Source organism: Rhizobium sp. 57MFTsu3.2 (assembly GCF_012932765.1).
Classification (GTDB): domain Bacteria; phylum Pseudomonadota; class Alphaproteobacteria; order Rhizobiales; family Rhizobiaceae; genus Rhizobium; species Rhizobium altiplani.
Genome location: NZ_JDWI01000012.1, coordinates 141061 through 165083, shown reverse-complemented (window position 1 = coordinate 165083; position 24023 = coordinate 141061). Strand labels below are relative to the sequence as shown.

At 57.9% G+C, this 24023-nt stretch carries 24 protein-coding genes; 11 read left to right on the top strand and 13 right to left on the bottom strand.

Annotated features, from left to right (window positions below; all coding sequences use genetic code 11):
• The coding region (locus tag AF71_RS15280) for a transposase (RefSeq protein ID WP_169681931.1) at positions 1-266 on the top strand (266 nt) is incomplete at its 5' end.
• 48 nt (positions 267-314) lie between these two features.
• On the opposite strand, the gene gyrB is transcribed toward AF71_RS15280, so the two are convergent.
• The 5 genes from gyrB to AF71_RS15255 form a co-directional block, all read right to left on the bottom strand.
• Complete coding sequence (gene gyrB / locus AF71_RS15275) at positions 315-2750, bottom strand: DNA topoisomerase (ATP-hydrolyzing) subunit B (protein WP_018858961.1); 2436 nt, start codon at positions 2748-2750, stop codon at positions 315-317.
• Positions 2751-2884: 134 nt separating this feature from the next.
• Positions 2885-3262: a helix-turn-helix transcriptional regulator gene (locus AF71_RS15270; protein ID WP_018858960.1), complete on the bottom strand. Its 378-nt coding sequence runs from the start codon at positions 3260-3262 to the stop codon at positions 2885-2887.
• Positions 3259-3822: a Smr/MutS family protein gene (locus tag AF71_RS15265; RefSeq protein WP_025657930.1), complete on the bottom strand. Its 564-nt coding sequence runs from the start codon at positions 3820-3822 to the stop codon at positions 3259-3261. The genes AF71_RS15270 and AF71_RS15265 overlap by 4 nt, the downstream gene beginning before the upstream one ends.
• Positions 3822-4940 carry a murein transglycosylase A gene (locus AF71_RS15260; protein WP_169681929.1) on the bottom strand — a complete coding sequence of 373 codons (1119 nt, stop codon included), beginning with the start codon at positions 4938-4940 and terminating at the stop codon, positions 3822-3824. Before AF71_RS15260 ends, AF71_RS15265 begins: the two co-directional genes overlap by 1 nt.
• Positions 4933-5637 (bottom strand): Tim44/TimA family putative adaptor protein, encoded by a 705-nt coding sequence (locus tag AF71_RS15255; RefSeq protein WP_018858957.1) that lies wholly within the window; start codon positions 5635-5637, stop codon positions 4933-4935. The genes AF71_RS15260 and AF71_RS15255 overlap by 8 nt, the downstream gene beginning before the upstream one ends.
• Positions 5638-5761: 124 nt before the next feature.
• Between AF71_RS15255 and AF71_RS15250 the strand changes: the two genes are divergently transcribed.
• Together AF71_RS15250 and secB are read left to right on the top strand one after the other, a co-directional pair.
• Positions 5762-6250 (top strand): FxsA family protein, encoded by a 489-nt coding sequence (locus tag AF71_RS15250; RefSeq protein ID WP_018858956.1) that lies wholly within the window; start codon positions 5762-5764, stop codon positions 6248-6250.
• 92 nt (positions 6251-6342) lie between these two features.
• On the top strand, positions 6343-6825 hold the full coding sequence (gene secB, locus AF71_RS15245) for a protein-export chaperone SecB (protein WP_016556856.1): 483 nt from the start codon (positions 6343-6345) through the stop codon (positions 6823-6825).
• Positions 6826-6882: 57 nt separating this feature from the next.
• Here the strand turns inward: secB and dnaQ are convergent, their stop codons facing one another.
• The 5 genes from dnaQ to AF71_RS15220 are packed head-to-tail and all read right to left on the bottom strand — an operon-like array spanning position 6883 to position 10499.
• Positions 6883-7593 carry a DNA polymerase III subunit epsilon gene (gene dnaQ / locus AF71_RS15240; RefSeq protein ID WP_018858955.1) on the bottom strand — a complete coding sequence of 237 codons (711 nt, stop codon included), beginning with the start codon at positions 7591-7593 and terminating at the stop codon, positions 6883-6885.
• The gene (gene coaE / locus AF71_RS15235; RefSeq protein WP_018858954.1) at positions 7586-8197 is read right to left on the bottom strand and encodes a dephospho-CoA kinase; all 612 of its coding nucleotides are present in this window, start codon (positions 8195-8197) and stop codon (positions 7586-7588) included. Before coaE ends, dnaQ begins: the two co-directional genes overlap by 8 nt.
• Positions 8197-9054, bottom strand: a complete 858-nt coding sequence (locus AF71_RS15230) for a shikimate dehydrogenase (protein WP_018116314.1) — start codon at positions 9052-9054, stop codon at positions 8197-8199. Before AF71_RS15230 ends, coaE begins: the two co-directional genes overlap by 1 nt.
• Complete coding sequence (locus tag AF71_RS15225; protein ID WP_169681937.1) at positions 9047-9646, bottom strand: Maf-like protein; 600 nt, start codon at positions 9644-9646, stop codon at positions 9047-9049. The genes AF71_RS15230 and AF71_RS15225 overlap by 8 nt, the downstream gene beginning before the upstream one ends.
• Before the next feature lie 31 nt (positions 9647-9677).
• On the bottom strand, positions 9678-10499 hold the full coding sequence (locus AF71_RS15220; protein ID WP_025657938.1) for a pyruvate, water dikinase regulatory protein: 822 nt from the start codon (positions 10497-10499) through the stop codon (positions 9678-9680).
• Positions 10500-10925: 426 nt separating this feature from the next.
• On the opposite strand from AF71_RS15220, the gene hemE reads away from it, so the two are divergent.
• The 8 genes from hemE to AF71_RS15180 all read left to right on the top strand — a co-directional run bounded on the left by hemE (position 10926) and on the right by AF71_RS15180 (position 19697).
• On the top strand, positions 10926-11936 hold the full coding sequence (gene hemE / locus AF71_RS15215) for a uroporphyrinogen decarboxylase (RefSeq protein ID WP_018858951.1): 1011 nt from the start codon (positions 10926-10928) through the stop codon (positions 11934-11936).
• A 3-nt stretch (positions 11937-11939) separates the two neighbouring features.
• Entirely contained in the window at positions 11940-12476 is a 537-nt protein-coding gene (gene hemJ / locus AF71_RS15210; protein ID WP_018858950.1) for a protoporphyrinogen oxidase HemJ, read from the top strand.
• A 191-nt stretch (positions 12477-12667) separates the two neighbouring features.
• Positions 12668-13933 carry a transcription termination factor Rho gene (rho, locus tag AF71_RS15205; RefSeq protein ID WP_018858949.1) on the top strand — a complete coding sequence of 422 codons (1266 nt, stop codon included), beginning with the start codon at positions 12668-12670 and terminating at the stop codon, positions 13931-13933.
• 95 nt (positions 13934-14028) lie between these two features.
• Entirely contained in the window at positions 14029-15342 is a 1314-nt protein-coding gene (gene mnmE / locus AF71_RS15200) for a tRNA uridine-5-carboxymethylaminomethyl(34) synthesis GTPase MnmE (protein WP_113469657.1), read from the top strand.
• Positions 15343-15448: 106 nt separating this feature from the next.
• Positions 15449-17323 carry a tRNA uridine-5-carboxymethylaminomethyl(34) synthesis enzyme MnmG gene (gene mnmG / locus AF71_RS15195; protein WP_169681927.1) on the top strand — a complete coding sequence of 625 codons (1875 nt, stop codon included), beginning with the start codon at positions 15449-15451 and terminating at the stop codon, positions 17321-17323.
• Between the two features lie 33 nt (positions 17324-17356).
• Complete coding sequence (gene rsmG, locus AF71_RS15190) at positions 17357-17974, top strand: 16S rRNA (guanine(527)-N(7))-methyltransferase RsmG (protein WP_018858946.1); 618 nt, start codon at positions 17357-17359, stop codon at positions 17972-17974.
• 17 nt (positions 17975-17991) lie between these two features.
• Complete coding sequence (locus AF71_RS15185) at positions 17992-18786, top strand: ParA family protein (RefSeq protein WP_018858945.1); 795 nt, start codon at positions 17992-17994, stop codon at positions 18784-18786.
• 26 nt (positions 18787-18812) lie between these two features.
• The gene (locus AF71_RS15180) at positions 18813-19697 is read left to right on the top strand and encodes a ParB/RepB/Spo0J family partition protein (RefSeq protein ID WP_018858944.1); all 885 of its coding nucleotides are present in this window, start codon (positions 18813-18815) and stop codon (positions 19695-19697) included.
• 9 nt (positions 19698-19706) lie between these two features.
• Here AF71_RS15180 and holA read toward each other — a convergent pair whose 3' ends face one another.
• The 3 genes from holA to leuS are packed head-to-tail and all read right to left on the bottom strand — an operon-like array spanning position 19707 to position 23894.
• Positions 19707-20741 (bottom strand): DNA polymerase III subunit delta, encoded by a 1035-nt coding sequence (gene holA, locus AF71_RS15175; RefSeq protein ID WP_169681925.1) that lies wholly within the window; start codon positions 20739-20741, stop codon positions 19707-19709.
• Positions 20742-20752: 11 nt separating this feature from the next.
• Positions 20753-21274, bottom strand: a complete 522-nt coding sequence (gene lptE / locus AF71_RS15170; protein WP_018116420.1) for an LPS assembly lipoprotein LptE — start codon at positions 21272-21274, stop codon at positions 20753-20755.
• Positions 21264-23894, bottom strand: coding sequence for a leucine--tRNA ligase (leuS, locus tag AF71_RS15165; RefSeq protein WP_018858942.1), 2631 nt, complete (start codon positions 23892-23894; stop codon positions 21264-21266). The genes lptE and leuS overlap by 11 nt, the downstream gene beginning before the upstream one ends.
• Positions 23895-24023 lie beyond the last annotated feature (129 nt).

Genomic DNA, 24023 nt, shown 5'->3' with positions numbered 1-24023 from the left:
TGGTCGGTGTTGCCCCTATCAATCGCGACAGTGGCCTGATGCGTGGCAAGAGGATGATTGCCGGCGGCCGCAAACCAGTGCGCGACGCCCTTTACATCGCCGCCTTGCCCGCCATCCGCTTCGATCCAGCCATGAAGGCCNTCTTCGAACGACTGAAAGCGAAAGGAAAGCCCGGAAAGGTCGCTCTCGTCGCGGTCATGCGAAGGATGATCATAATCCTCAATGCCAAAATGAGAGACTATCGAGCAACGGTGATTGACGCCTAACACCGTTGCTTTTTTATGCGGCCTCTAGGCGGAAACGAGCTCCGCTCGCTAGATATCGAGGTTTGCAACGTTCAGCGCGTTGTCCTGGATGAACTCCCTGCGAGGTTCGACTTCGTCACCCATCAGGCGTGCGAACAAGCCGTCAGCGTCCGTTGCATCGGCAACCTTCACCTGCAGCAGCGAACGAACGTTCGGATCGAGCGTGGTTTCCCAGAGCTGCTCGGCATTCATCTCACCGAGGCCTTTGTAACGCTGCATCGTCAGACCCTTGCGGCCGCTCGCAAAAATCGCGTCCAGCAGTGCCCGTGGTCCGGAAATCTCGACATCACCGTCGCGTCGGGAGAGTGACGGAGGCGCCTGATAGATGTCCTTCAAGCGAGCCGACAGCTGATCGAGAAGCCGCGCGTCCTGCGAGCCGATCAACGCCATGTCGAGAACGACAACTTCCTTCACGCCGCGCACCATACGCTCAAGTTTGATGCCGCCTTCGCTCGTGAGGCCCCCTTCCCAACCGCGCTCTGTCTCTTCGGCAATCAGGTCAAGACGTCTGGCGACTTCACCGGCGAGCTGTTCAGCTCTCGAGCGGTCGCTAACGGCTTCAGCATTGAGAGCACCAGCAATTGCTGCCTGTTCGACGGCAGCGCGATTGTAGCGCGAGTGCAGATTGTCAAGGAGCGCGCGGAGGCGCAACGCATCGCTAATCACCTCGCCAAGATCCTGGCCGGTCCTCACTTCGCCGCTGCCGAGTTTTAAGGCAGCATCTTCGAGACCCTGGCCGACTAGGTAGTCCTCAAGGGCCTTCTCGTTCTTCACGTACTGGATCGATTTGCCGCGCGAGACCTTATAAAGCGGCGGCTGGGCGATGTAGAGATGGCCACGCTCGATCAGTTCCGGCATCTGGCGGAAGAAGAAGGTCAACAGCAGCGTACGAATGTGGGCGCCGTCGACATCAGCGTCCGTCATGATGATGATCTTGTGGTAGCGCAGCTTTTCGGCATTGAACTCGTCCTTGCCGATGCCTGTGCCGAGCGCGGTAATCAGTGTACCGATTTCCTGGCTGGACAGCATCTTGTCGAAGCGAGCACGCTCGACGTTGAGGATCTTGCCACGCAGCGGCAGGATCGCCTGGTTCTCGCGCGAACGCCCCTGCTTGGCCGATCCACCCGCCGAATCGCCCTCGACAAGAAAGACTTCGGATTTGGCCGGATCGCGCTCCGAGCAATCGGCGAGCTTGCCGGGCAGAGAGGCAATGTCGAGAGCGCCCTTACGACGCGTCAACTCACGCGCCTTACGGGCCGCTTCGCGCGCCGCGGCGGCTTCGACCACCTTGCCGACCAGAACCTTAGCTTCCGTCGGATGCTCTTCCAGCCACGTGCTCAGCGCTTCGCTGACGAGGTTCTCGACAACGGGGCGAACTTCCGAGGAAACCAGCTTGTCCTTGGTCTGCGACGAAAACTTCGGATCCGGCACCTTGACGGAAAGAACGGCGGTCAGGCCTTCGCGGCAATCGTCACCGGTCAGCGTCACCTTTTCCTTCTTCGTGATGCCCGACGTATCGGCGTAGGAGGTGATCTGGCGGGTCAACGCGGCGCGGAAGCCGGCCATGTGCGTGCCGCCATCGCGCTGCGGAATGTTATTGGTGAAGCACAGGACGTTCTCGTGGTAGCTGTCGTTCCACCACATTGCGACTTCGACCGTAATCCCATCCTTCTCGCCACGGATTGCCACCGGCTTGTCGACAAGCGGCTTCTTGGCGCGGTCGAGATAGGAAACGAAGGCCTCCAGGCCGCCGTCGTAGAGCATCTCTTCCTGCTTGATGTCCGAATGACGCTTGTCGCTCAGAAGGATGCGAACGCCCGAATTCAGGAAGGCGAGCTCGCGAAGACGATGCTCCAACGTGGCGTAGTCGAATTCGGTCATCGTGAAGGTTTCAGTGCTCGGCATGAAGCTGACTTCGGTGCCGGTTTCATCACCAGCGTCGCCAATCACCTTCAACGGCGCATCGGCTACGCCGTGCGTGAAACTCATTTCATGAATCTTGCCTTGACGGCGGATCTTCAGCCTCAGCCAGACGGAGAGCGCGTTGACGACAGAAACACCAACGCCGTGCAGACCACCGGAAACTTTGTAGGAGTTCTGGTCGAACTTGCCGCCAGCGTGCAGCTGGGTCATGATGACCTCGGCTGCCGACACGCCTTCGCCGGTATGAATGTCCGTCGGGATGCCGCGGCCATTGTCGGTAACGGTGACCGACCCATCGGGATTGAGCGTCACGGTCACGATATCGGCGTGGCCTGCGAGCGCTTCATCGATCGCGTTGTCGACGACTTCATAAACCATGTGATGAAGACCCGAGCCATCATCGGTGTCACCGATATACATACCCGGGCGCTTACGCACTGCATCAAGGCCCTTCAGAACCTTGATCGAGTCTGCGCCATATTCGGTACTAACGCCGTTTTCCGTCGTGGGTATATCGGTCATACTTTTCGAGAATTTCCCTGTTGTCGGGGCTGAAGTGAGACTTGCGAATCACCTGCCTTATACATGCCAGAATATAGGGTTTTTGATCCAAGTTCCCAATGCCAGCGCGCTTAAACTGGCCATAAATCAGGGGATTATGACCGTTTTCCGTCCGCTTTTCCGCCGTTTTTAAGAATGCTTGTCAGTTGGCCAAGCGTTGTTTGGTCGAGATCGCGAATGCGACCCGCCAGGAGGTTCGCAAAAGCGGTATGTTCGGCCGATAAACCTGATGTATCGACGACCACGCGAGGGTCCGAAGAACGGGCCAAAAGGAAGAGTTCTTCGGCCTCATCCCAGATGATGTTGAAGTAGCCGGCGATCCGCTGGAGCAGATCGAAGGTCGGCAAGCCGCGCCTTCCATGTTCGAGGGCCGACAGATAGGCCGGGGACACATTGAGGGCTGCCGCCATCTGCTTCTGCGAGACACCCTTGCGCTCTCGCAGCTTGCGGACGGCCTCACCGAACGGCGTCACGATCTCTCTCCATGCCGGCGCGACAGCCGGATATACAGGGCGCCTTCGCCTCCGTGATGGTGGGCTGCTGTTTCATAGGACGAGATGAAATACCGAAACTCCGGCTTCGAGAACCACATCGGGACGGCGCGTTTCAGGGCGCCTTCGCTGCCAAGCGAACTGCCCTTACCGGTGATCACAAGCACATGCCTCATCCCTCGTTCATGAGCTCGCATGAGGAACTCGAGCAGCAATATATGCGCTTCGCTCTGGACCAGCCCATGCAGGTCGATCCGGGCTTCCAATGGCACGCGGCCCTTGGCGATCTTGCGCTTGACCGGCCTTTCGAGCGGGTGATGGATACCCGAGCGTGTTTTGGAAACAACCGGGACAGTGGGCCCGGCATCAGTTTCGGAAGGTCGCTTCGCGGCGGCGGCCGTTTGCTGTTCAACCTCCACCTCTGTCAGAAAGGCATCGAGCTCGGCTAGCTGATCCTTCTTGCCGGGCATTGGACGCGTGCTCCGTGCCACCTTGCCCCAGAGTATCCTTTCATCCGTGTTGAGCTTCCGGTCTCGAGCCATCAGGCGAACCTCGCGGCGGCGGCATTCGGAAGCAGAATGACGAAGTCGGCGTCGTGGCGCACTGTTCCAGCGAGCTCTCCTGCATCATCCCCTGACCCGGTGAAAATATCACCCCTCGCCGGACCGACGATGGCAGAGCCCGTGTCGAGAGCCAGCATCACTCGCGCGAACGGCTTGTCGCCATCGAGATGGACAAGATTCTCGGACCGAATGAAAAACGGGAAGCCAAAAGTATGGATGAGCCGATCGACGGCGAGCGAACGGCCGGCAATCAGCGGCACTTTTGCTGCGGCCACGGGCCCGGCGTTCAGATCTGCGCTCGGGACTTCGCGGAAGAAAATGTAGGAGCGATTGTGCCACAGGACCTCATCCACCTGCCGAGGATGGTCGCCGAGCCAGCGCCGAATAGTCTGCATCGAAATCTCGGATCGTTCGATTTCCCCGCGCTCGATGAGTAGCTTGCCGATCGCCGAGAAAGGATGTCCCGCCTTTGCCGCATAGGTGATGCGTCCAACCCTGCCATGAGGATAGCGCAAACGCGCCGCACCTTGAACATGGACGAAGAAGACGTCGACCTTCGACTTTGCCCAGGCAATCTCCAATCCCCTGCCCGCCAGGAAGCCTTCATCGATTGCCCGCCGATCCGGGTAGGCTTCAATGCCATCGGAGGTCAGCCGGCCGAAAGCGTAGCTGTCCGGCAGACCCACAGGGCGATTACCCTCATCAAGGTCGATCAGGTCTTCGGGGCGGCGATAGAAGGGAAAGCGATACTCATCATCCGGCACGGCCGAGACCATAATCTCAGGCTCGTAGAAAGCGGTGACGAAGCCCGGATTGCCGTCGATGCGACGAATTCTGAAGGGTCGACAGTGGGATTGGAAGAAGGTTCGGGCATCGGCTGCCGACGAGATATTCTCGCTGCGCGCTGCTTCAAGCAACGGTAGAAGGTCCTGAGCCGTCAGGCCGAGCGAGCCCGTCCGATACGGCTTGATGTCAATGACCTGCCGCCGGCATGCTTCCATCGCTTCAAAAAGGCTGGAAGGATCATCATCCTTCCAGCCTTGCAGATCGTCAAAGCTTATTGCTTGAAGGGCAAAGCCCGGAGTGTCTTCACTCATGTTCCGATTCGGTGGCCACGAGTTTCCAGTTGGGATCGCGGGAGCGGGTATCGCGCGCAAACGTCCAGAGATCATTGACCTCGGCAACGTTCTCCGCGTCGCCATCGATGAGCTTATCGACCTTGTCGTAAGTGGCGGAAATCAACTGGCTGACGATACGAACGGTAATCTGCACCTCCGTGCCCTTAATCTCGGTGCTGGCGATTTCCGCCTTGTCGATGCCGACGAAGGTCGATTTCACCTTCTCGCCTTTGGACTCGCGCTCGGTAATGGCTGCGTCGAAGCCGTCATAGACTTCACGCGACAGCAGGTTCTTCAGCGTCTTACGATCGCCGTCCGCAAACGCCATCACGATCATCTCATAGGCCATGCGGGCGCCATTGACGAATTCCTTCGGATTGAAGGAAGCGTCTGCCTTGTTGATTTCGCGCAGCGATTCATTGAGTGAGGTGCCGGCTGGTGCGAAAGCATCGATTGCCGCAAAGCGATCGTCTTCCTCAGTCGCTGCGTCACGGCGCGGCAGGGTCACCACTTTCCCGGCATCAGGAGAATCAGGTCCAACGGCATCCCGCGGCGTATAAAGATCGCGCGGGGGTTTCTCATTGCCCGTACGGCGGCCGAGAACGCTGCGCAGCTGCAAAAAAATCAGCACCGCCGCCACAAGAAAAAACAATGTGATGAAGTCGTTTGAACCCATATCCCGCCGCTGCCGCTGTTAACATCCCTGATTTGTACTCCCATATAGTCCGCCTATACAGATGATTCAAATAGGGTCGACAACGCGACCCTCCAACGGAGTCCGGCTCAGCCGGAATAAAACGATGCCCTTGAAGATCCTGCCTGGTTTTCTGCTGCTGCTTCCGCTCGCCGAGATTGCCGGTTTCGTGCTTGTCGGAAAGGCGATCGGGCTTTGGCCGACGCTGGCGCTTGTCATATTGAGCTTCATGGTGGGCATGGGCCTGCTCAGGCGCCAGGGCATCGGGATTCTCCGCCGTATGTCTGCGGAGGGGCGAAGCGGCATGGTGCCGGGGCGCGAGCTGCTTCGACCGGCGATGTTCGTGATCGCTTCCCTGTTGCTGATGATCCCCGGCTTCATCACCGACATCGTGGCTTTGTTGATCTTCATTCCGGCTGTGCGCGATCTTGCCTGGCAATATATCAGCCGCCGTTTCGTCGTCGTCGGCTCAACGAGCGGCTTCGACACGTCGAGCCGCCCCAAGGACTCCAAGATCGTCGACCTCGACGACGAGGATTATCGACGCGAACCCAACGACAACTCTCCCTGGTCAGGGAAGCATCTCGGCAAGTGAGGAACCGTCCCCGCCGGCCGACTGGCCCAGGGTTGTAACACTATGCCCGAAATGATAGAGCGGCACCATCCAATGCCCTCGAGGAAAAGCCAATGGCCGACGAAAACAGCAATAACGGTGCAACGAGCCCGAGCCTTACCATCCTTGCGCAGTACACCAAGGATCTCTCTTTCGAAAATCCGGGTGCTCCGCGTTCGCTGCAGGCGCGTGACAAGGCTCCGGCCATCAATATCAATGTCAACGTCAACGCCAATCCGCTCTCCGATACGGATTTCGATGTCGTTCTGTCTCTGAACGCCGAAGCCAAGGATGGCGACAAAACGGTATTCCATACCGAACTCGTCTATGGCGGCGTCTTCCGGATTGCCGGGTTCCCGCAGGAGCACATGCTGCCGGTTCTCTTCATCGAGTGCCCGCGCATGCTGTTCCCGTTCGCACGTCAGATCATTGCCGACGTCACGCGCAATGGCGGCTTCCCGCCCCTGATGATCGATCCGATCGATTTCTCTCAGATGTTTGCGCAGCGGGTTGCCGAAGAGCAGGCCCGTGCCAAGGTACAGGCAACCACGAACTAACAGTTCGCGCATAGCACGCTGCCACAAAATGAAATGCCCGGGTCGCCCCGGGCATTTTTAGTTTGCGAGATCGTATTTTCCCCAGACGCCCTTCGCGCCGAGTTTGGCAATCAGCGCGTCATGGGCTTGCTGCTCTGCTTCGCTGAGACGTGGCGCAAGGGGCCGCGGACGCACAAGCGTCCCGATAATAATCTCCTCCACCAAGCTTTCCTGACCTGCCGAATTACTCGCGACGGTGCCGAGGCCAAGGGCGGCCTGACGACCACCGATCATCTCGATGTAGACATCGGCCAGCAGTTCGGAGTCGAGAAGCGCGCCGTGCTTCGTTCGATGCGTATTATCGATGCCATAGCGGCGGCAAAGTGCATCGAGGGAGTTGGGTCCCATCGGATGCTTGCGGCGCGCCATCGACAGCGTATCGAGCACGCGGTCGGGCAGGATCGGCGGCAAATCGAGCCTTGCGAGCTCAGCGTTTATAAAGCCCATATCGAACGTGGCGTTATGCGCGATCCACTTCGCGTCGCCAAAGAAGTCGATAATTTGCTGCGCAACATCTGCGAACGAAGGCTTGTCCTTCAAAAACTCATCGGTGATGCCGTGCACGGCAAGCGCGTCCGGGTGCACTTTCTGGTCGCCCGGATTGATGTAGATGTGGAGCGTATTCCCAGTCGGAAAATGATTGAAAAGCTCGATGCCGCCGATCTCGATAATGCGGTCCACACGGTTATCCAGGCCCGTGGTTTCCGTATCGAAAATGATTTCACGCATTCAGGAAGTCCCCGCTGGTGAGCCGCCGCTTCAGATCCGAGACGATCTCGGCGACCCGTTTTCTGGCCGTTTCGATGCTATGCGCGGTATCGATCACATAATCGGCTCTTGCGCGCTTTTCCGCATCCGGCGTCTGGCGCGCAAGAATCATATCGAATTTTTCCACTGTCATGCCTGGCCGCGCAAGTACGCGTTCGCGCTGTATCTGTGGATCACAGCTAACGACCACGATCACATCGACCCTGCTCTCGGCTCCTGTTTCGAACAACAGCGGGATATCGAGCAGCACCATCGGCGAGCCACGCTGCCGCTCGCGTTCGATGAATTCTGCTTCACGTTTCCTCACGAGCGGGTGGACGATGGCTTCAAGGCGCTTGAACCCGTCGGCACTTCCAGCCAGCTGGCGAGCCAGTTCCTGCCGATCGACGGCACCCTCTTTCATGGTTCCGGGAAAGGCAGCATCGACAAGGGGCGCCGCCTCCCCCGCATAAAGATCATGGACGACGGCATCGGAATCATTCACAGGCACCCCCGCTTCTGCGAAGAGCTTTCCCATTGTTGATTTGCCCATTCCAATCGAGCCGGTCAGTCCGATCCGCAACATCAGTGCTTGTCCATATCCTCGATAATCAGCGCGCGCAGCTTGTCATCAACCTTCGGGCGATGCCCGAACCATTTCTCAAAACCTGGAACGGCCTGATGCAACAGCATGCCGAGACCATCGACAACGGCAAATCCTTGCCGTTCGGCTTGGACAAGGAAAGGAGTCTTCAGGGGGACGTAGACGATATCCGTTACGACGGCATCGGAGAGCAGCGGCGAAAAATCGATCTCCGGCGCATCCTCGCCGTCCATGCCAAGCGAAGTCGTGTTCACGAAAAGGCCGGCGCCGTGCATGACTTCCGCCAGGGCTGCCATCGAATGCGCTTTTACGCTCGAGCCAAACCTATCCGCCAATTCCTGAGCGCGTCCGACCGTCCTGTTGACCAGATGAATTTCCTTGATGCCCCGATCGCGCAGCGCCTGAATGATGGCGCGGCTCGCACCGCCGGCACCGAGGACCACGGCCGAGTGCGCCTTGTCCCAGCCAAGATGACGCTCGTCCAGATTTGCGGTGAAGCCGCCTCCATCCGTGTTCGTCGCTTTGAGCCGGCCCCCCTCCATCCAAAGCGTATTGGATGCACCAAGCTCTTTAGAAAGCGCGTCTGGATCGTCAGCGAGTTTGAACGCCATTTCCTTGTGCGGGATCGTGACGTTGCCGCCTAGGAAGCCAGCCTGGCCGCTCTTCAGCAATGCGATAAAGGCTGGAAAATCGGCTGGTGCGACTTCATGGGCGCGATACGATCCCGGTAGTCCGAGTGTCTTGAGCCAATAGCCATGGATCAGAGGCGACCGGGAGTGTTTGACAGGAAATCCCGTGACGAAAGCCCGCGGCCCAAATGTTTCACGTGAATCATCCATCAATCGCACCCAATTCTCTCAACTTTTCCAACAGAGGTAGCATCGGTAATCCCAGGATTGTAAAATAGTCCCCGTCGATCCGCGAAAACAATTGAAGCCCCTCCCCCTCGAGTTGGTAAGCGCCGACGCTCGTGAGTGCCCTCTCTCCGACGCGCTTCAAATGCCGCTGGATAAAATCCGCATCCAGCGGACGCATCGTCAGCTCAGCGTGTGAAACATGCTCCCAGACGATGTCGCCGTCGTAGGCGATCGCGATCGCACTGTTCAACCGGTGCGTCTGGCCCGACAGTATGCGAAGGTGGTTCTCCGCATCAGCCATATCCCTGGGCTTATGAAAGGTCTGCGGGCCAAGAGACATCGTTTGGTCCGAGCCGATCACTAGGCAGGCCGGAAACCGATCACTGACTTGTTTCGCCTTCGCCTTGGCGAGAACGAGGGCCACGGCACCCGGTGTTGCGCCTTCTCGTTCGAGCGGCGCTTCGACAGACCGCTCGTCAATATGAGCCGCACGAGCCTCGAAGGTGAGGCCGGCATTTTGCATCAACATGCGACGGAACGGGCTGGAGGATGCGAGAATAAGCTTCGGTGTCATGGAGCCTCGAACAGGTTTGGTGCGGCAGCGCTTAACGCAGCTTCGGACGGAGAGCAACAATCGCCGCCGCGGTCTCTTCGATGGAGCGGCGCGTCACGTCGATGAGTGGCCAATTGTGCCGGGCGCAGAGCGACCGTGCGTATTTCAACTCCTCCGATATGGCGGCTCGGTCCGTGTATTGCCCGCGATCAAAACCGGGTGTCGCTCCGAGGATACGGTTCTCCCGGACCTGAGAGATGCGATCGGTGGTAGCGATCAGACAGACGATCAAGGGTTTGGTGGTCGCGAACAGGCTTTCCGGGAGCGGCACGCCATAGACGACGGGGATGTTGGCGGTCTTGATACCACGATTGGCGAGGTAGATGCTCGTCGGCGTTTTCGACGTCCGACTGATGCCGAGAATCACGACGTCGGCGTCATTGTAATCATCGGGCATCTGGCCGTCGTCGTGATCCATCGTGAAATTGAGCGCTTCGATGCGAGCGAAATAGCCGGCATTCATCACATGCTGGGCACCGACACGCCGGCGTGACGGTGCGCCAAGATAGATCTGAAAGGCGTCCATGACGGGCTCGAGCACGTTCACGGAAGCGACACCCATCTCCGCACAGCGCTGATCGACCAACGTCGCGAGTTCACGGTCAACGATCGTATAGAGAACGATCCCAGGCTGACTATCAATCGTCTGCAGAACCTGCAGAAGCTGCTTGCGATTTCGGACCAGCGGATAGACGTGTTCGATCGGCTGAGCGGATTTGAATTGTGCCGACGCGGCGCGCCCGGCCGAAATCAACGTTTCGCCGGTCGAGTCAGAAATCAGATGCAGATGGAAGAAGTTCGTGCGGTTCTCCACGCTATTTTCCGGGGCCTGTTGAAAAGACTGGACAACGGAGAGCTAAGAGACGCGGCACGGGTAAGGCAAGGGAAAACATGCCGCCTTTTCCACAAATGGAATTTCGTGGGAGCTGCTAAACGCGCTTTGTTGGTTCTGTGGACAGCTTCTGAAAGTTCCGCGCCTTTCCAAGGCTTTTCCACAGTTAAACGCCAAAAGGCTGCCTTTTATTTGATTGGAATCATTTGCGTTTTCTTAGTTATCCACGATATCGGCTTGATAAGCTGTTATTCGGTCCATTGGAATCGGCGATGGCGCGACAAAACGCTCCGGTCGTGGACAGATTTTAATCCTTGATAGAAACAGACTCTAAGAAATAGAAACCTTTTAAAATATCTTTGTATTTTTATAGGGAAGAAGCGCGTGGGTGAAAGCGGTCGGAAAATCATGAGAGTCTTGGACGGCGAAACGCTCAGTCCTCCTCCAATCTGGCTGATGAGACAGGCGGGACGATATCTCCCCGAGTACAGAGAAACGCGCGCGAAAGCCGGGAGTTTCCTTGACCTCTGTTATACGCCTGATCACGCAGTTGAGGTAACGCTCCAACCTATCCGCCGTTATGGCTTTGATGCAGCCATCCTCTTCTCGGATATCCTTGTGATTCCGGATGCGATGAAGCGCAACGTTCGCTTCACGGAAGGACATGGACCGGAAATGGATCCGATCGACGAAGCTGGCATCGACGGGATCGAGACAGAGCATGTCATCGCCTACCTGAAGCCGGTTCTGGAAACGGTGGAGCGCCTGCGACGGGAACTGCCTTCCGAGACGACCCTGCTCGGTTTCTGCGGCGCACCGTGGACGGTTGCGACTTATATGATCGCTGGCCATGGAACGCCTGACCAGGCTCCAGCGCGGCTATTTGCCTACAAGTATCCGAAGGCCTTCGAACGCTTGCTTGCAGTCCTGGCCGAGGTGTCGGCCGATTATTTGGTCGCGCAGATCGACGCGGGTGCCGATGCCGTGCAGATTTTCGATTCCTGGGCTGGTGTTCTCGGCGAGCGGGAATTCGAGGCTTTCGCCGTGAAGCCTGTTGCACGGATGATCGCGTCTATCAAGGCGCGGCGTCCGAACGCTCGAGTGATTGCCTTTGCCAAAGGCGCTGGGTTCCTGCTGAGAGATTACCGGCAGAAGACGAAGGCTGATGCGATCGGGCTCGACTGGTCGGTGCCTTTGGATTTTGCCGCGGAGCTGCAGAAGGACGGAGCCGTGCAAGGCAATCTTGATCCGATGCGTGTGGTCGCCGGCGGTGCGGCGCTGTCGGAGGGGATCAATGATATTCTCGACAAGCTCGGCAATGGTCCGCTGATATTCAATCTCGGTCACGGGATCACGCCACAGGCGGACCCTCGGAACGTGGCGCTGCTCGTCGAGCAGGTCCGCGGTTGGAGACGCTAGCACATGGCAAAGCAGACGGATGAGAGGCCGGGCACCTATGCGCGTCGCCGTGCCCACTTTGCGATCCTGTTTTTCGTGCTTCTCGGCCTGGGACTATTCCTCTGGAACCCGGACAATCTCTATCTCTGGATAAAGGCTCTTCATGTTATCGCGGTGATCTCGTGGATGGCTGGTCTGTTCTATATGCCTCGGCTCTTCATCTACCATACCGATGCGGAACCGGGCTCGACGCAGTCGGAGACCTTTAAGGTGATGGAGCGCCGCCTGCTCAGGGTGATCATGAACCCGGCTATGATGCTGACCTGGATCTTTGGTCTTTATCTCGCTTGGTCCGTATATGGTTTCCAGGGCGGTTGGCTGCACGCGAAGATCGGCCTGGTTGTGCTTCTGACTGCCGTTCATGTTTTTTTCTCGCGGGCGGCAAGGGCGTTCGAGCGCGATGAGAACCGCCATTCAGCGCGTTATTGGCGCTTCATGAACGAGGCGCCGACGGTTCTGATGATCGCGATTGTCATTCTCGTCGTGGTCAAGCCGTTCTGAGAAAAAGCGGGTTCGGTTAAATTTGCTTGATTTTAAGCAGCCCCCTTGCGGCGGTGAGCCTTACTCGCTATTTTCGCTCCACCTCATCCTTGTGGCATGTATGTAAAGTTCGATCGTCTGCGATCCCTTCGCAGGACCGATTACAGCCCTCGACATCGCCTCCCCCCGAATTTAAGAGTAATGGTCACTTCATGGCTGAAATGAAGCTTCAAGAACTTAAGAGTAAGTCCCCGACGGATCTGCTGGCATTTGCCGAATCGCTCGAGGTCGAAAATGCGAGCACGATGCGCAAACAGGAATTGATGTTTGCGATCCTGAAGGTGCTTGCCAGCCAGGATGTGGAGATTATCGGCGAAGGCGTCGTTGAAGTGCTCCAGGATGGCTTTGGCTTCCTGCGCTCTGCCAACGCCAACTACCTCCCGGGCCCGGACGATATCTACATCTCACCCTCCCAGATCCGCCGCTTCTCTTTGAAGACCGGCGACACGGTAGAGGGTCCAATCCGCGGGCCTAAGGAAGGCGAACGCTACTTTGCGCTGCTCAAGGTCAACACCATCAATTTCGACGATCCCGAGAAGATCCGTCACAAGGTGCATTTCGATAACCTGACACCGCTCTATCCGAACGAACGCTTCAGGATGGAATTGGATATCCCGACCTCGAAGGATCTTTCGCCGCGCGTCATCGATCTCGTCGCGCCGCTTGGCAAGGGCCAGCGCGGACTGATCGTCGCTCCGCCGCGTACCGGTAAGACGGTTCTGCTGCAGAACATCGCGCACTCGATTACGGCGAATCATCCCGAGTGCTATCTGATTGTTCTTCTCATCGACGAACGTCCGGAAGAAGTCACGGACATGCAGCGTTCCGTTCGCGGCGAAGTCATCTCCTCGACGTTCGACGAACCCGCTGTACGCCATGTGCAGGTGGCGGAAATGGTTATCGAAAAGGCAAAGCGCCTTGTGGAGCACGGCCGTGATGTTGTGATCCTGCTGGATTCGATTACGCGCCTCGGCCGCGCATACAACACGGTTGTCCCCTCGTCCGGTAAGGTTCTCACGGGTGGCGTCGATGCGAACGCCCTGCAGCGCCCGAAGCGCTTCTTCGGCGCAGCGCGCAACATTGAAGAAGGTGGTTCGCTTACGATCATCGCGACCGCGCTTATCGATACCGGCAGCCGCATGGACGAAGTGATTTTCGAAGAGTTCAAGGGAACCGGTAACTCGGAAATCGTTCTAGACCGTAAGGTTGCCGATAAGCGTATCTTCCCGGCCATGGACATTTTGAAGTCCGGCACGCGTAAGGAAGACCTCCTCGTGCCGCGTCAGGATCTCCAGAAGATCTTCGTGCTGCGGCGCATTCTGGCTCCGATGGGAACGACCGACGCGATCGAATTCCTGATCGACAAGTTGAAACAGACGAAGAACAATCCCGACTTCTTCGATTCTATGAATACGTGATCCTTAGCCGGATTCTTTGATAAGCCGGTCACTGCTGTGGCCGGCTTTTCCATTTCTAGCGAAAACTCTCTTCAGCCTTGAACTGGAGTAGGAAAATGTCGTCGAGCAACGAAACCATCTTCGCGCTATCGAGTGGTCCTGTCCCGGCCGGCTTGGCCGTCGTTAGAATCAGTGGGGAGGAAGTGCCGGCGGTTGTCACCGCCCTCGTTGGCGACGTGCCGCCTGCGCGCCAGGCAGCATTACGATCGATTCGGACTCGTAATGGTCTTGTCATCGACACCGGCCTTATTCTGTTCTTTCCGGCACCCCATTCCTTTACCGGCGAGAATGTTGCAGAGCTGCACCTGCATGGCGGCCGCGCGGTTGTCGACGCCTTGCATCGTGAGCTCGCCCAATTCCGCAATTTGCGGGCGGCGGCACCAGGCGAATTTTCACGGCGAGCATTTGAGAACGGGAAGCTGGACTTAATCGAGGCTGAAGGCCTAGCAGATCTTATCGCTGCGGAAACGGAGATGCAGCGGCGTCTTGCTGTCGAGCAAAGCTCCGGGGGATTATCGTCAATCTACTACGGCTGGTCAGATAGGCTGACGCGTGCACGCGCGCTGATCGAGGCTGAACTGGACTTTCCCGACGAAGAAGATGTTCCGGGTTCGGTCTCAGATCAGGTTTGGGCGGATGTGGCGAGCCTGGTCAACGAATTGAAGAACCATCTGGAGCAACTCGAAGCCGGAGAGATCATCCGCGATGGGTTCAAGGTCGTCATAGCGGGCAGGCCGAATGCCGGCAAATCGAGCCTTATGAACGCTCTGGCGATGCGCGATGTTGCGATCGTCACTGACATTGCTGGCACGACACGGGATGTGCTCCACGTCGATCTTAGCATGGATGGCTATCTTGTCAGGCTCTACGACACTGCCGGTCTGCGCGAGACGGATGAGATCGTGGAGCGCGAGGGCATTCGACGGGCCGAGAAGATCATCGCAGAGGCCGACCTGGTGATCTTCATCGAGGACGTGTCGATTGAAAGCGGAGCAGAGGAACTGGCCGACGATGCCGTTCTGGTGGGGACGAAATCCGATTTGCCGCGTCAAAGCGCTCGAGCGTATGATCTATTGATCTCGACCACGCATGCGACCGGTCTCGATGCACTCCGAGCCTTGATCGTTGAGCGCCTAAAAACAAAAGTCCACCCCCAGTCCATGGCGATCCCGAGCCGCGCACGCCACAAGGAAACGCTGACACAGGCATTGGCTGCGCTGCGAACGTCCCTTCACGACTCCCATCGCGGTCTGGATCTACGGGCCGAGGACCTGCGTGTCGCGAGTGACGCCCTGGGACGAGTGACTGGGCGTGTGGATGTCGAGAATTTGCTTGATGTCATCTTCGGTGAATTCTGCATCGGAAAATGATTCACGTGAAACATCGGAATCATGCCCTGTCGTCTGGTTTCACGTGAAACGCCTTGACTCCCTGGGCGACATCGCTCATCACCTGACGATCTCAGGAGCTTAAATAATGGATACCTCACGGTTCGATGTCATCGTCATCGGAGGCGGGCATGCTGGATGCGAAGCCGCTGCCGCCGCCGCGCGCCTTGGCGCGAACACGGCGCTGGTGACTCATCGTCGCGATACCATCGGGATCATGTCTTGCAATCCGGCGATTGGAGGACTTGGCAAAGGACACCTGGTCCGAGAGATCGATGCCATGGACGGTCTGATGGGCCGCGTTGCTGATGCGGCCGGTATTCAGTTCCGGATGCTGAATCGAAAGAAGGGGCCGGCTGTTCGCGGCCCGCGTAGCCAAGCGGATCGGAAGCTCTATCGGCAGGCTATGCTTGCGGAGATCGAGAGCATTGAGAATCTCACTGTGGTCGAGGGCGACGCGTTCGATCTATCCATTAAAGACGGTCGGATCGCCGCGGTTGTCATGAAAGATAGCCGGATTCTCAAGTGCGCATCAATTGTGTTGACAACGGGGACCTTCCTGCGTGGACTCATTCACATCGGCGACCAAAAGATACCCGCAGGTCGCGTTGGTGAACAGCCATCGGTGGGGCTTTCTCAAACGCTCTTGAATTTGGGCGTTCGTCTCGGGCGGCTGAAGACCGGAACGCCGGCGCGGCTGGATGGGACGACGATCGATTGGGAGAGTGTCGGCCAACAGGGAGCGGACGAGGATCCTGTCCCCTTCTCTTTCATGACAGATCATATCTTGAACCCACAAATCACCTGTGGCGTTACGCGCACGACGGAGGCGACCCATCGCATCATCGTCGAGAATTTGAAGCGTTCGGCCATGTATTCGGGGCAGATTGAAGGCGTCGGACCGCGCTATTGCCCGTCGATCGAGGATAAGCTGGTTAAGTTTGGCGAACGTGACGGACACCAAGTCTTTCTTGAGCCGGAAGGCCTGGATGACAGCACAGTCTATCCCAACGGTATCTCGACATCCCTCCCCGCCGAGATCCAGGATGCGTTCATTCATACCATTCCTGGTCTCGAACGGGTCCGCATTGTGCAGCCGGGTTATGCGATTGAGTACGATCATGTCGATCCGCGCGAGTTGAAACCATCGCTCGAAGTGAAGAAGATGCCAGGCCTGTTTTTGGCTGGGCAGATCAATGGAACGACGGGATACGAGGAGGCTGGAGCTCAAGGCCTCGTCGCTGGCATCAATGCTGCGCGCCTGGCTGGCGGTCAGGACGAGGTTCGTTTCAGCAGAACCGATTCCTATATCGGTGTGATGGTGGATGACCTGACCTCGCGCGGCGTTGCTGAACCATACCGTATGTTCACATCCCGGGCCGAATACCGCTTATCGTTGAGGGCTGACAATGCGGATGTCCGGCTGACGCCGTTGGCAATACGGATCGGCGCAGTCTCGGCTGGTCGCCGGGACCGTTTTGAAGCCTATGGCGAGGCGCTGGATGCGGGGCGCGCTCAGCTGACATCACTTTCCGTGACGCCAAGCGAAGCGGGGCGATTCGGTCTAAAGCTGAACCAGGATGGGCAACGGCGGTCGGCTTATGAGCTTCTGTCCTACCCGGATATTAGCCTGCCGGCTCTTGCGCCGATCTGGCCTGAACTAAATGGGCTGAATGGCCGCGTGGCTGAAGCGCTGGAAATAGAAGCGAGCTACGCGGTTTACATGGAACGGCAGTCAGCTGATATCGCGCACGTGAAGCGAGATGAAGACCGCGTGATACCGTCTGACTTCGATTTCGATCTGCTGTCCGGGCTGTCCAACGAACTGAAGCAGAAGTTGCGTAATATCCGACCCTACAACGTTGCACAGGCAACAAAGATCGATGGGATGACGCCCGCTGCGATTTCGCTGTTGCTCGTGCACCTGCGTCGCGGCGCGGCGGATGTTGCGGCATCTGCTTAACGTTGTCCTATTGCAATCTGCGAGAGTCCTACCATGCAACTGAACGGCCGACGTGTTTCACGTGAAACACAGGAGCGTCTCGAACACTTTGTGGCCCTCTTTCAAAAGTGGGCGAAGTCGATCAACCTGACTGCGCCGTCAACGCTTGCCGATGCCTGGAGCCGGCACATTGCAGACTCGGTGCAAATCTTCCAGCTCCAGCCTCTTCCTCGCACGTGGATCGACCTAGGCAGCGGGGGTGGCTTTCCGGGCATTGTGACGGCCATCATGCTGGCGGAGCTCGATGATGGATGGGTCCATCTCGTGGAGAGCAACCATAAGAAGGCGGCCTTTCTGCGCACGGCGCTCCGGGAAACCGCCGGTAGAGGCTCTATTCACGCTGTGCGAATAGAAGACGCACCTGCAATCGTAGAGAATTGCGACTTTGTTTCCGCTCGGGCCCTCGCCGACCTAGGGAAGTTGCTGGGTTTTATTGAACCGTGGTCGAAACGGAATGCAAGTCTCCGAGCTTATTTTCACAAAGGCCGGGATTACCGGAGCGAGATCGAGAAAGCGCATGGTGACTGGAGATTCGATCTGTTAGAACATAAGAGCGCTGTCGAGCAGGATTCTGTCGTTTTGGAAATCTTCAATCTCCAGCGTGTGGCTTAACAGATCGGGCTTTGGCTATGGCTGGCGAACGAAATCGTATAATCACCATTGCAAATCAGAAAGGTGGCGTCGGCAAGACCACGACTGCCATCAACTTGGCAACAGCTTTGGCGGCGATCGGCGAGCGGGTCTTGATCGTCGATCTCGACCCGCAGGGTAACGCCAGCACCGGCTTGGGGATCGATCGTAAACATCGCCGGCTATCTTCCTATGATCTTTTGCTTGGTGACTATGGCATCGAAGAGGTGTCGCAGGAGACCGCTGTTCCAAACCTGTACATCGTGCCGTCCACGATGGACTTGCTCGGCATTGAGATGGAGATTGCAAGCCAAAGCGATCGCGTTTTCAAGCTCAAGAAAGCCCTCGCCAAAGAGGAGGCTTTCCGCTTCTCCTACATCCTTGTTGACTGCCCTCCCTCTTTCAATCTGCTCACGATGAATGCAATGGCGGCTGCCCATTCCGTGCTTGTGCCTCTTCAATGTGAATTCTTTGCGTTGGAAGGGCTCAGCCAACTCCTGGAGACAGTCGATCAGGTTCGACGTACCGTAAACCCCCGCCTCGATATCCAGGGGATAGTGCTGACGATGTTCGATTCCCGCAACAATCTGGCGCAACAGGTTGTTAACGATGTTCGCACGCATCTAGGGGAGAAGGTCTACCACACATTGATTCCTCGAAATGTTCGCGTGTCTGAGGCACCCTCCTATGGCAAGCCAGCAATTCTGTACGACCTGAAGTGCGCCGGCAGTCAGGCATATCTCCAGCTGGCGTCGGAAGTTATTCAGCGCGAACGGCAGCGTCTCGCGGCGTGATTTGAAAGAGAATGGCGAGTTTAGATATGAGCGATGACATCTCGAAAAGAAGGCTCGGCCGTGGCCTGGCCGCATTGATTGGTGAGATGGATCAACCGATGCCCGTTGATGCGGCCAAGCCAGGGGTCAGCGCCGATCGGATGGTCCCGATCGAGTTCGTCACTCGCAATCCGCGCAATCCTCGACGGTTTTTCGACGACGGCGAATTGCATGAGCTCGCGGGCTCGATCCGGCAGCACGGTATCGTGCAGCCCATTGTGGTTCGCACATTGGCCGCCAGCCAGTTCGAGATTATAGCCGGCGAGAGACGGTGGCGCGCGGCACAGCTTGCAGGCCTCGTTGAGATCCCGGTGATCGTGCGCGATGTCGATGACAAAACCGCTCTTGAGATTGCAATCGTAGAGAACGTTCAGCGCTCCGACCTCAATCCGCTGGAAGAGGCCCTCGGCTACGAGCAGTTGATGGCGGAGTATGGCTATACCCAGAACGATCTCGGCGAAATTATCGGCAAGAGCCGCAGTCACGTGGCGAATTCGCTGCGTCTCTTGAAACTGCCAGAGCCCGTTCGGGACCTTTTGGCCGCGGGAAGCCTCTCGGCCGGTCATGCCCGCGCCTTGGTGCCGACTTCCGATCCGACCGCCCTCGCCCGCACGATCGTTTCGAAAGGCATGTCGGTCCGTGACGCGGAGCGTTTGGCGCAGAATGATATCAAGGCTCAGTCGGAGCCGAAGATCCCGGGGCATCAGAAGGATCAGAAGGATTCAGATACGCTCGCCCTGGAACGCACCTTGTCGGATACGCTCGGCCTGGACGTGACGATCAATCACAAGGCAGGCGGCGGCCAGATCAGAATTTCCTATAAGTCGTTGGAACAATTGGAAGAAATCTGCCGGCTGCTCGAGCGCCGCTAAATGGAATCGCTATCGGCGCGCCGATTGCAGTGTCGTCGATAGCAGGGTCTGTAGGGCGATGCTGTCTTCCAACGACGCCCGTTTGCGCGTCTGCAAGATTGCCGCCTGCAGACGGTTTGCTTCTCGTGCCACCGCTTCAGCGGACCAGGTACGCAATGCCTGCTCGATAATCGGCTTGCGTCGGAAATGCAGATGACGACCATGCGTCTGCATGACCTGAGCGGCCGGCAATCGCTTCTCCTCCATCTCCGTCTTCATGGCGTCCAGCAACTGAAACTGCTTCAGACAGGCCTGGATCACGAGAAACACCGCTGTCTTCGACGATATGATCTTTTGCATTGCATGCAGGAAGCTGCTTGGATTTCCGCTAAGGACGGCATCGACGGCGTCGTCCACCGAGATGGCGCTGGCGTCGCCTATTATTTCCGTAACGTGGTGCTCTTCGATGGTCGATTTTCCCCGACAATAGAGCGCCAGCTTTCGCAGTTCGTTGCGAGAGGCAATCCGATCCCCCCCTATCAGCTCCAGCAGGGCCTGGCGTGCATCGGGCGTGATGCCCAGGCCAGCGCTTGAAAGTTCGCTATCTATCAGGCCGTTGAGGGCGCGGGCATCGTCGGCATAGCAGGGTATCGCCATGACAGTGCGTGCTGTCTCGGCGGCTTTCCGCAGCAGCGAGCCCTTCTTGAGGTCACCGCCCTCGATAAGAACGAATGTGCCGTCCGGCATGTTCGCTGAAAGAACCTGGAGGGAGTCGACAAGATATTTCTCGTTGGCTGCACCACGGATCCAGATGAGCTTGTCACCTCCGAAAAGGCCAATTGCTCCCGCCTCGTCCAAGAGGCGACCTTGATCGCGCTGTAGGTCGCCGATATCGAGCTTGATCAGCGAAAACGGATCATCCAATGCCACGCCCGTCCTGCCGGCCAGCGAGGTGGCGCGCTCCGAAACGAGACCGCGATCCGGCCCATAAATCACAAAGAGCCGGTAGTTGCGGGCGGATCGCTCAAGAAAGCCTTCAAACTCGTGCGATTTGATTTCCGCCATGCATCCGCTCCTCAGCGGCCAAGCGCAGCCGCAATATCGGCACCAACGAACTCAGCAGCCTGCCGTGCGGCGCGGTTCTCGGCGTCGCGGATGGCGCGTTGCTTGGCAAATTCCTGAGCTGGGAAGTCGACGAGCGCAGTGGCATAACGATTGCCGGCCTTGATGACGTGGCCGTCCTTTGTGGACTTCAGAGTGTAGTCGACGCTGACGGTCGCACGTCCGGCAAGCGATTCGTCTGACGACGCCACCAGCAGCGTGCTGATGACATTCGAGCGAGCGCTGAATTCAACCTTGTATTCGGGATTCTCAGGCTCGCCGGCGCCACGCGAAGCGATAAAAATCAGTCGATTGCGAACCTCTTGCTCAACGCGACCCCCCGCTTCCGAGAAACCGACGGACGCCAGCTTGCCCGCAGCGCCGGAACTTTCGGAATAAAGAGGGCGAACCTGGCAGGATGCGAGAAAAGCCGTGGACGCTAGGATTGCGGCAATGCCGGTGCCGCGCACCAGCTTAAAAGCGATATCAAACGACAATGTTCACAATCCTTTGTGGAACCACGATGATCTTCTTAGGCGTCTGACCGTTCAGCGCCTTCTTGACGTCATCCAATGCGAGCACACCCTCGGTGACGGCATTCTGATCTGCGTCGCGAGAAATTGTCAATTCGGCGCGCTTCTTGCCGTTGATCTGAACCGGCAAAATCACATCGTTTTCAACGACGAGGGTTTCGTCATAACGCGGCCAATCAGTGTGCGCCAGCAATCCGCCGTTGCCCAGCGCCGCCCAGCACTCCTCAGCCAGATGCGGCGTCATTGGTGCTACCAACTGGATAAGGATCTCGGCCGCGTCCCGCGCTGCGGCGCGATACGCCGTATCGCCTTCGCCTGCAGCGACGCGGGTCAATGGCGACGCCAGGGCATTGACGAGCTCGTAGATCCTCGCGACGGCCTTATTAAACCAGAGACGATCATAATCGTTCTGGACGGCCTTCAAGGTTTTGTGCGCGATCTGCGAAATTGCTTGAGCTTCCCCATCCTTAGCCGGAGTCGGCGCAACATCGCGAAGTTTGTCCGATGCCTCGGCAATCAGACGCCAGAGCCGCTGGGTGAAGCGGTGGGCGCCCTCTACGCCTGCCTCCGACCAGATAACGTCGCGCTCAGGCGGCGAGTCCGAAAGAACGAAAAAGCGGGCAGTGTCTGCACCGTAAGAAGCGATGATATCGTCCGGATCGACGACGTTCTTCTTCGACTTCGACATCTTCTCGATCGAGCCGATCGCGACTTCCTCCCCGCTGGAAAGGTGATAGGCGCGGCGTTTCCCGTCCAGCTCCTCGATGCGAATATCCGCCGGTGCAACCCACTCGCGGCCCATGCCCGTGCCGCGGCTGTAGGTCTCGTGCACGACCATGCCCTGGGTAAAGAGACCCTTGAACGGCTCCTTTGCATCGACGTGGCCTGTCTCGCGCATCGCCCGGGTGAAAAAGCGCGAATAAAGCAGGTGCAGAATCGCGTGCTCGATACCACCAATATACTGATCGACTGGCAGCCAGCGATTGGCAGCGCTTTGGTCGGTCGGCTTGCTCTCCCAGGGAGCGGTAAAGCGGGTGAAATACCAGCTCGAATCGACAAACGTGTCCATCGTGTCGGTCTCCCGCCGTGCATCCTTGGCGCACTGCGGGCAAGCGACGTGCCGCCAGGTCGGATGACGATCGAGCGGATTGCCGGGCTGGTCGAAGGTTACATCCTCCGGCAGCTGCACCGGCAGGTCCTTCTTCGGAACCGGGACAACGCCGCAATCGTCGCAATGGATGACAGGGATCGGGCAACCCCAATAGCGCTGGCGCGAGATACCCCAGTCACGCAAGCGGAAGTTCACCCTGCGCTCACCCTGCGGAGCATTGCCAAGCGTCATTGACGACAGGCGGTCGGCAACGATCTCGAATGCCTCAGTTGTGCTCTTGCCATCAAGGAAGCGCGAATTGATCATGACGCCATCGCCGTCATAGGCAACGTCGCCGACGCTGAAGGTCGCGGCATCGTCATCCGCCGGCATAACAACGGGAACCACCGGCAGGTCGTATTTGCGTGCAAAATCCAGGTCACGCTGGTCACCGGATGGGCAACCAAAAATCGCGCCGGTGCCGTAGTCCATGAGGACGAAGTTTGCGACGTAGACAGGCAATTCCCATGACGGATCGAGCGGATGCTTGACGCGAATGCCGGTATCGATGCCCTTCTTCTCCGCAGTCTCAAGCGCAGCAAGTGAGGTTCCAGCACGGCGGCATTCTTCGCAGAAAGCATCGATAGCCGGATTCTTCGCTGCGGCATCCTTGGCCAGCGGATGGTCGGCTGCGATAGCCAGGAAGGAGGCGCCAAATAGCGTGTCCGGACGGGTCGTGTAGACCTCGATCTCGGTTTCTCCGGCCGGAGCCGTCTCCTGGACGATCTCCCAGCGCAGCATCATGCCTTCCGAGCGACCGATCCAGTTCTTCTGCATCAATCGGACCTTTTCCGGCCACTGATCAAGCGTGTCCAATGCCTCGAGCAGATCCTGGCTGAAGTCGGTGATCTTGAAGAACCACTGCGTCAGTTCCCGTTGCTCAACCAGGGCACCGGAACGCCAGCCGCGTCCGTCGATCACCTGTTCGTTGGCGAGAACGGTGTTGTCGACCGGATCCCAGTTCACCTTCGACTGCTTGCGATAGACGAGCCCCTTCTCGAGGAAATCTAGGAAAAGATGCTGCTGGTGCTGGTAGTAGGCGACATCGCAGGTTGCGAATTCGCGGCTCCAATCCAGTGAGAGGCCCATCGCCTTCAACTGGGACTTCATCGATGCGATGTTCTGGTAGGTCCAGGAGGCCGGATGTACACCGCGCTCCATTGCCGCATTTTCAGCCGGCATGCCGAAGGCGTCCCAACCCATGGGATGTAGAACGTTGTAGCCGCGAGCGCGCTTATAGCGAGCTACGACGTCGCCCATTGCGTAATTCCGCACATGGCCCATGTGGATGCGGCCGGATGGATACGGAAACATCTCGAGGACGTAATACTTCTCGCGCGGATCGCTGTTGTCGGTCTCGAAGACCTTCGCTTCGTTCCATTTTTGCTGCCAGCGAGGTTCAGCATCACGCGGGTTATAACGTTCGGTTGCCATGGTATTCGTATTTCCGAAAGATCAGGGGAAGTTGGTGGTGACCTTCACCATGAAACCACGGTAGCGTCAAGTTTTACGGGCGCCGCAAGCGTCCGATCTCGGCCCGCCGGCCACTATTTCGGGCGCGTG

What these genes read in the sequence shown, in the direction of transcription:
- gyrB (WP_018858961.1), bottom strand. Translation starts at nt 2,750, where the DNA reads ATGACCGATATACCCACGACGGAAAACGGCGTTAGTACCGAATATGGC.
- hemE (WP_018858951.1), top strand. Translation starts at nt 10,926, where the DNA reads ATGAGAGTCTTGGACGGCGAAACGCTCAGTCCTCCTCCAATCTGGCTG.
- hemJ (WP_018858950.1), top strand. Translation starts at nt 11,940, where the DNA reads ATGGCAAAGCAGACGGATGAGAGGCCGGGCACCTATGCGCGTCGCCGT.
- mnmE (WP_113469657.1), top strand. Translation starts at nt 14,029, where the DNA reads ATGTCGTCGAGCAACGAAACCATCTTCGCGCTATCGAGTGGTCCTGTC.
- AF71_RS15185 (WP_018858945.1), top strand. Translation starts at nt 17,992, where the DNA reads ATGGCTGGCGAACGAAATCGTATAATCACCATTGCAAATCAGAAAGGT.
- secB (WP_016556856.1), top strand. Translation starts at nt 6,343, where the DNA reads ATGGCCGACGAAAACAGCAATAACGGTGCAACGAGCCCGAGCCTTACC.
- AF71_RS15180 (WP_018858944.1), top strand. Translation starts at nt 18,813, where the DNA reads ATGAGCGATGACATCTCGAAAAGAAGGCTCGGCCGTGGCCTGGCCGCA.
- AF71_RS15260 (WP_169681929.1), bottom strand. Translation starts at nt 4,940, where the DNA reads ATGAGTGAAGACACTCCGGGCTTTGCCCTTCAAGCAATAAGCTTTGAC.
- rsmG (WP_018858946.1), top strand. Translation starts at nt 17,357, where the DNA reads ATGCAACTGAACGGCCGACGTGTTTCACGTGAAACACAGGAGCGTCTC.
- rho (WP_018858949.1), top strand. Translation starts at nt 12,668, where the DNA reads ATGGCTGAAATGAAGCTTCAAGAACTTAAGAGTAAGTCCCCGACGGAT.
- AF71_RS15250 (WP_018858956.1), top strand. Translation starts at nt 5,762, where the DNA reads ATGCCCTTGAAGATCCTGCCTGGTTTTCTGCTGCTGCTTCCGCTCGCC.
- AF71_RS15225 (WP_169681937.1), bottom strand. Translation starts at nt 9,646, where the DNA reads ATGACACCGAAGCTTATTCTCGCATCCTCCAGCCCGTTCCGTCGCATG.
- holA (WP_169681925.1), bottom strand. Translation starts at nt 20,741, where the DNA reads ATGGCGGAAATCAAATCGCACGAGTTTGAAGGCTTTCTTGAGCGATCC.
- coaE (WP_018858954.1), bottom strand. Translation starts at nt 8,197, where the DNA reads ATGTTGCGGATCGGACTGACCGGCTCGATTGGAATGGGCAAATCAACA.
- AF71_RS15255 (WP_018858957.1), bottom strand. Translation starts at nt 5,637, where the DNA reads ATGGGTTCAAACGACTTCATCACATTGTTTTTTCTTGTGGCGGCGGTG.
- AF71_RS15230 (WP_018116314.1), bottom strand. Translation starts at nt 9,054, where the DNA reads ATGGATGATTCACGTGAAACATTTGGGCCGCGGGCTTTCGTCACGGGA.
- mnmG (WP_169681927.1), top strand. Translation starts at nt 15,449, where the DNA reads ATGGATACCTCACGGTTCGATGTCATCGTCATCGGAGGCGGGCATGCT.
- leuS (WP_018858942.1), bottom strand. Translation starts at nt 23,894, where the DNA reads ATGGCAACCGAACGTTATAACCCGCGTGATGCTGAACCTCGCTGGCAG.
- dnaQ (WP_018858955.1), bottom strand. Translation starts at nt 7,593, where the DNA reads ATGCGTGAAATCATTTTCGATACGGAAACCACGGGCCTGGATAACCGT.
- AF71_RS15265 (WP_025657930.1), bottom strand. Translation starts at nt 3,822, where the DNA reads ATGGCTCGAGACCGGAAGCTCAACACGGATGAAAGGATACTCTGGGGC.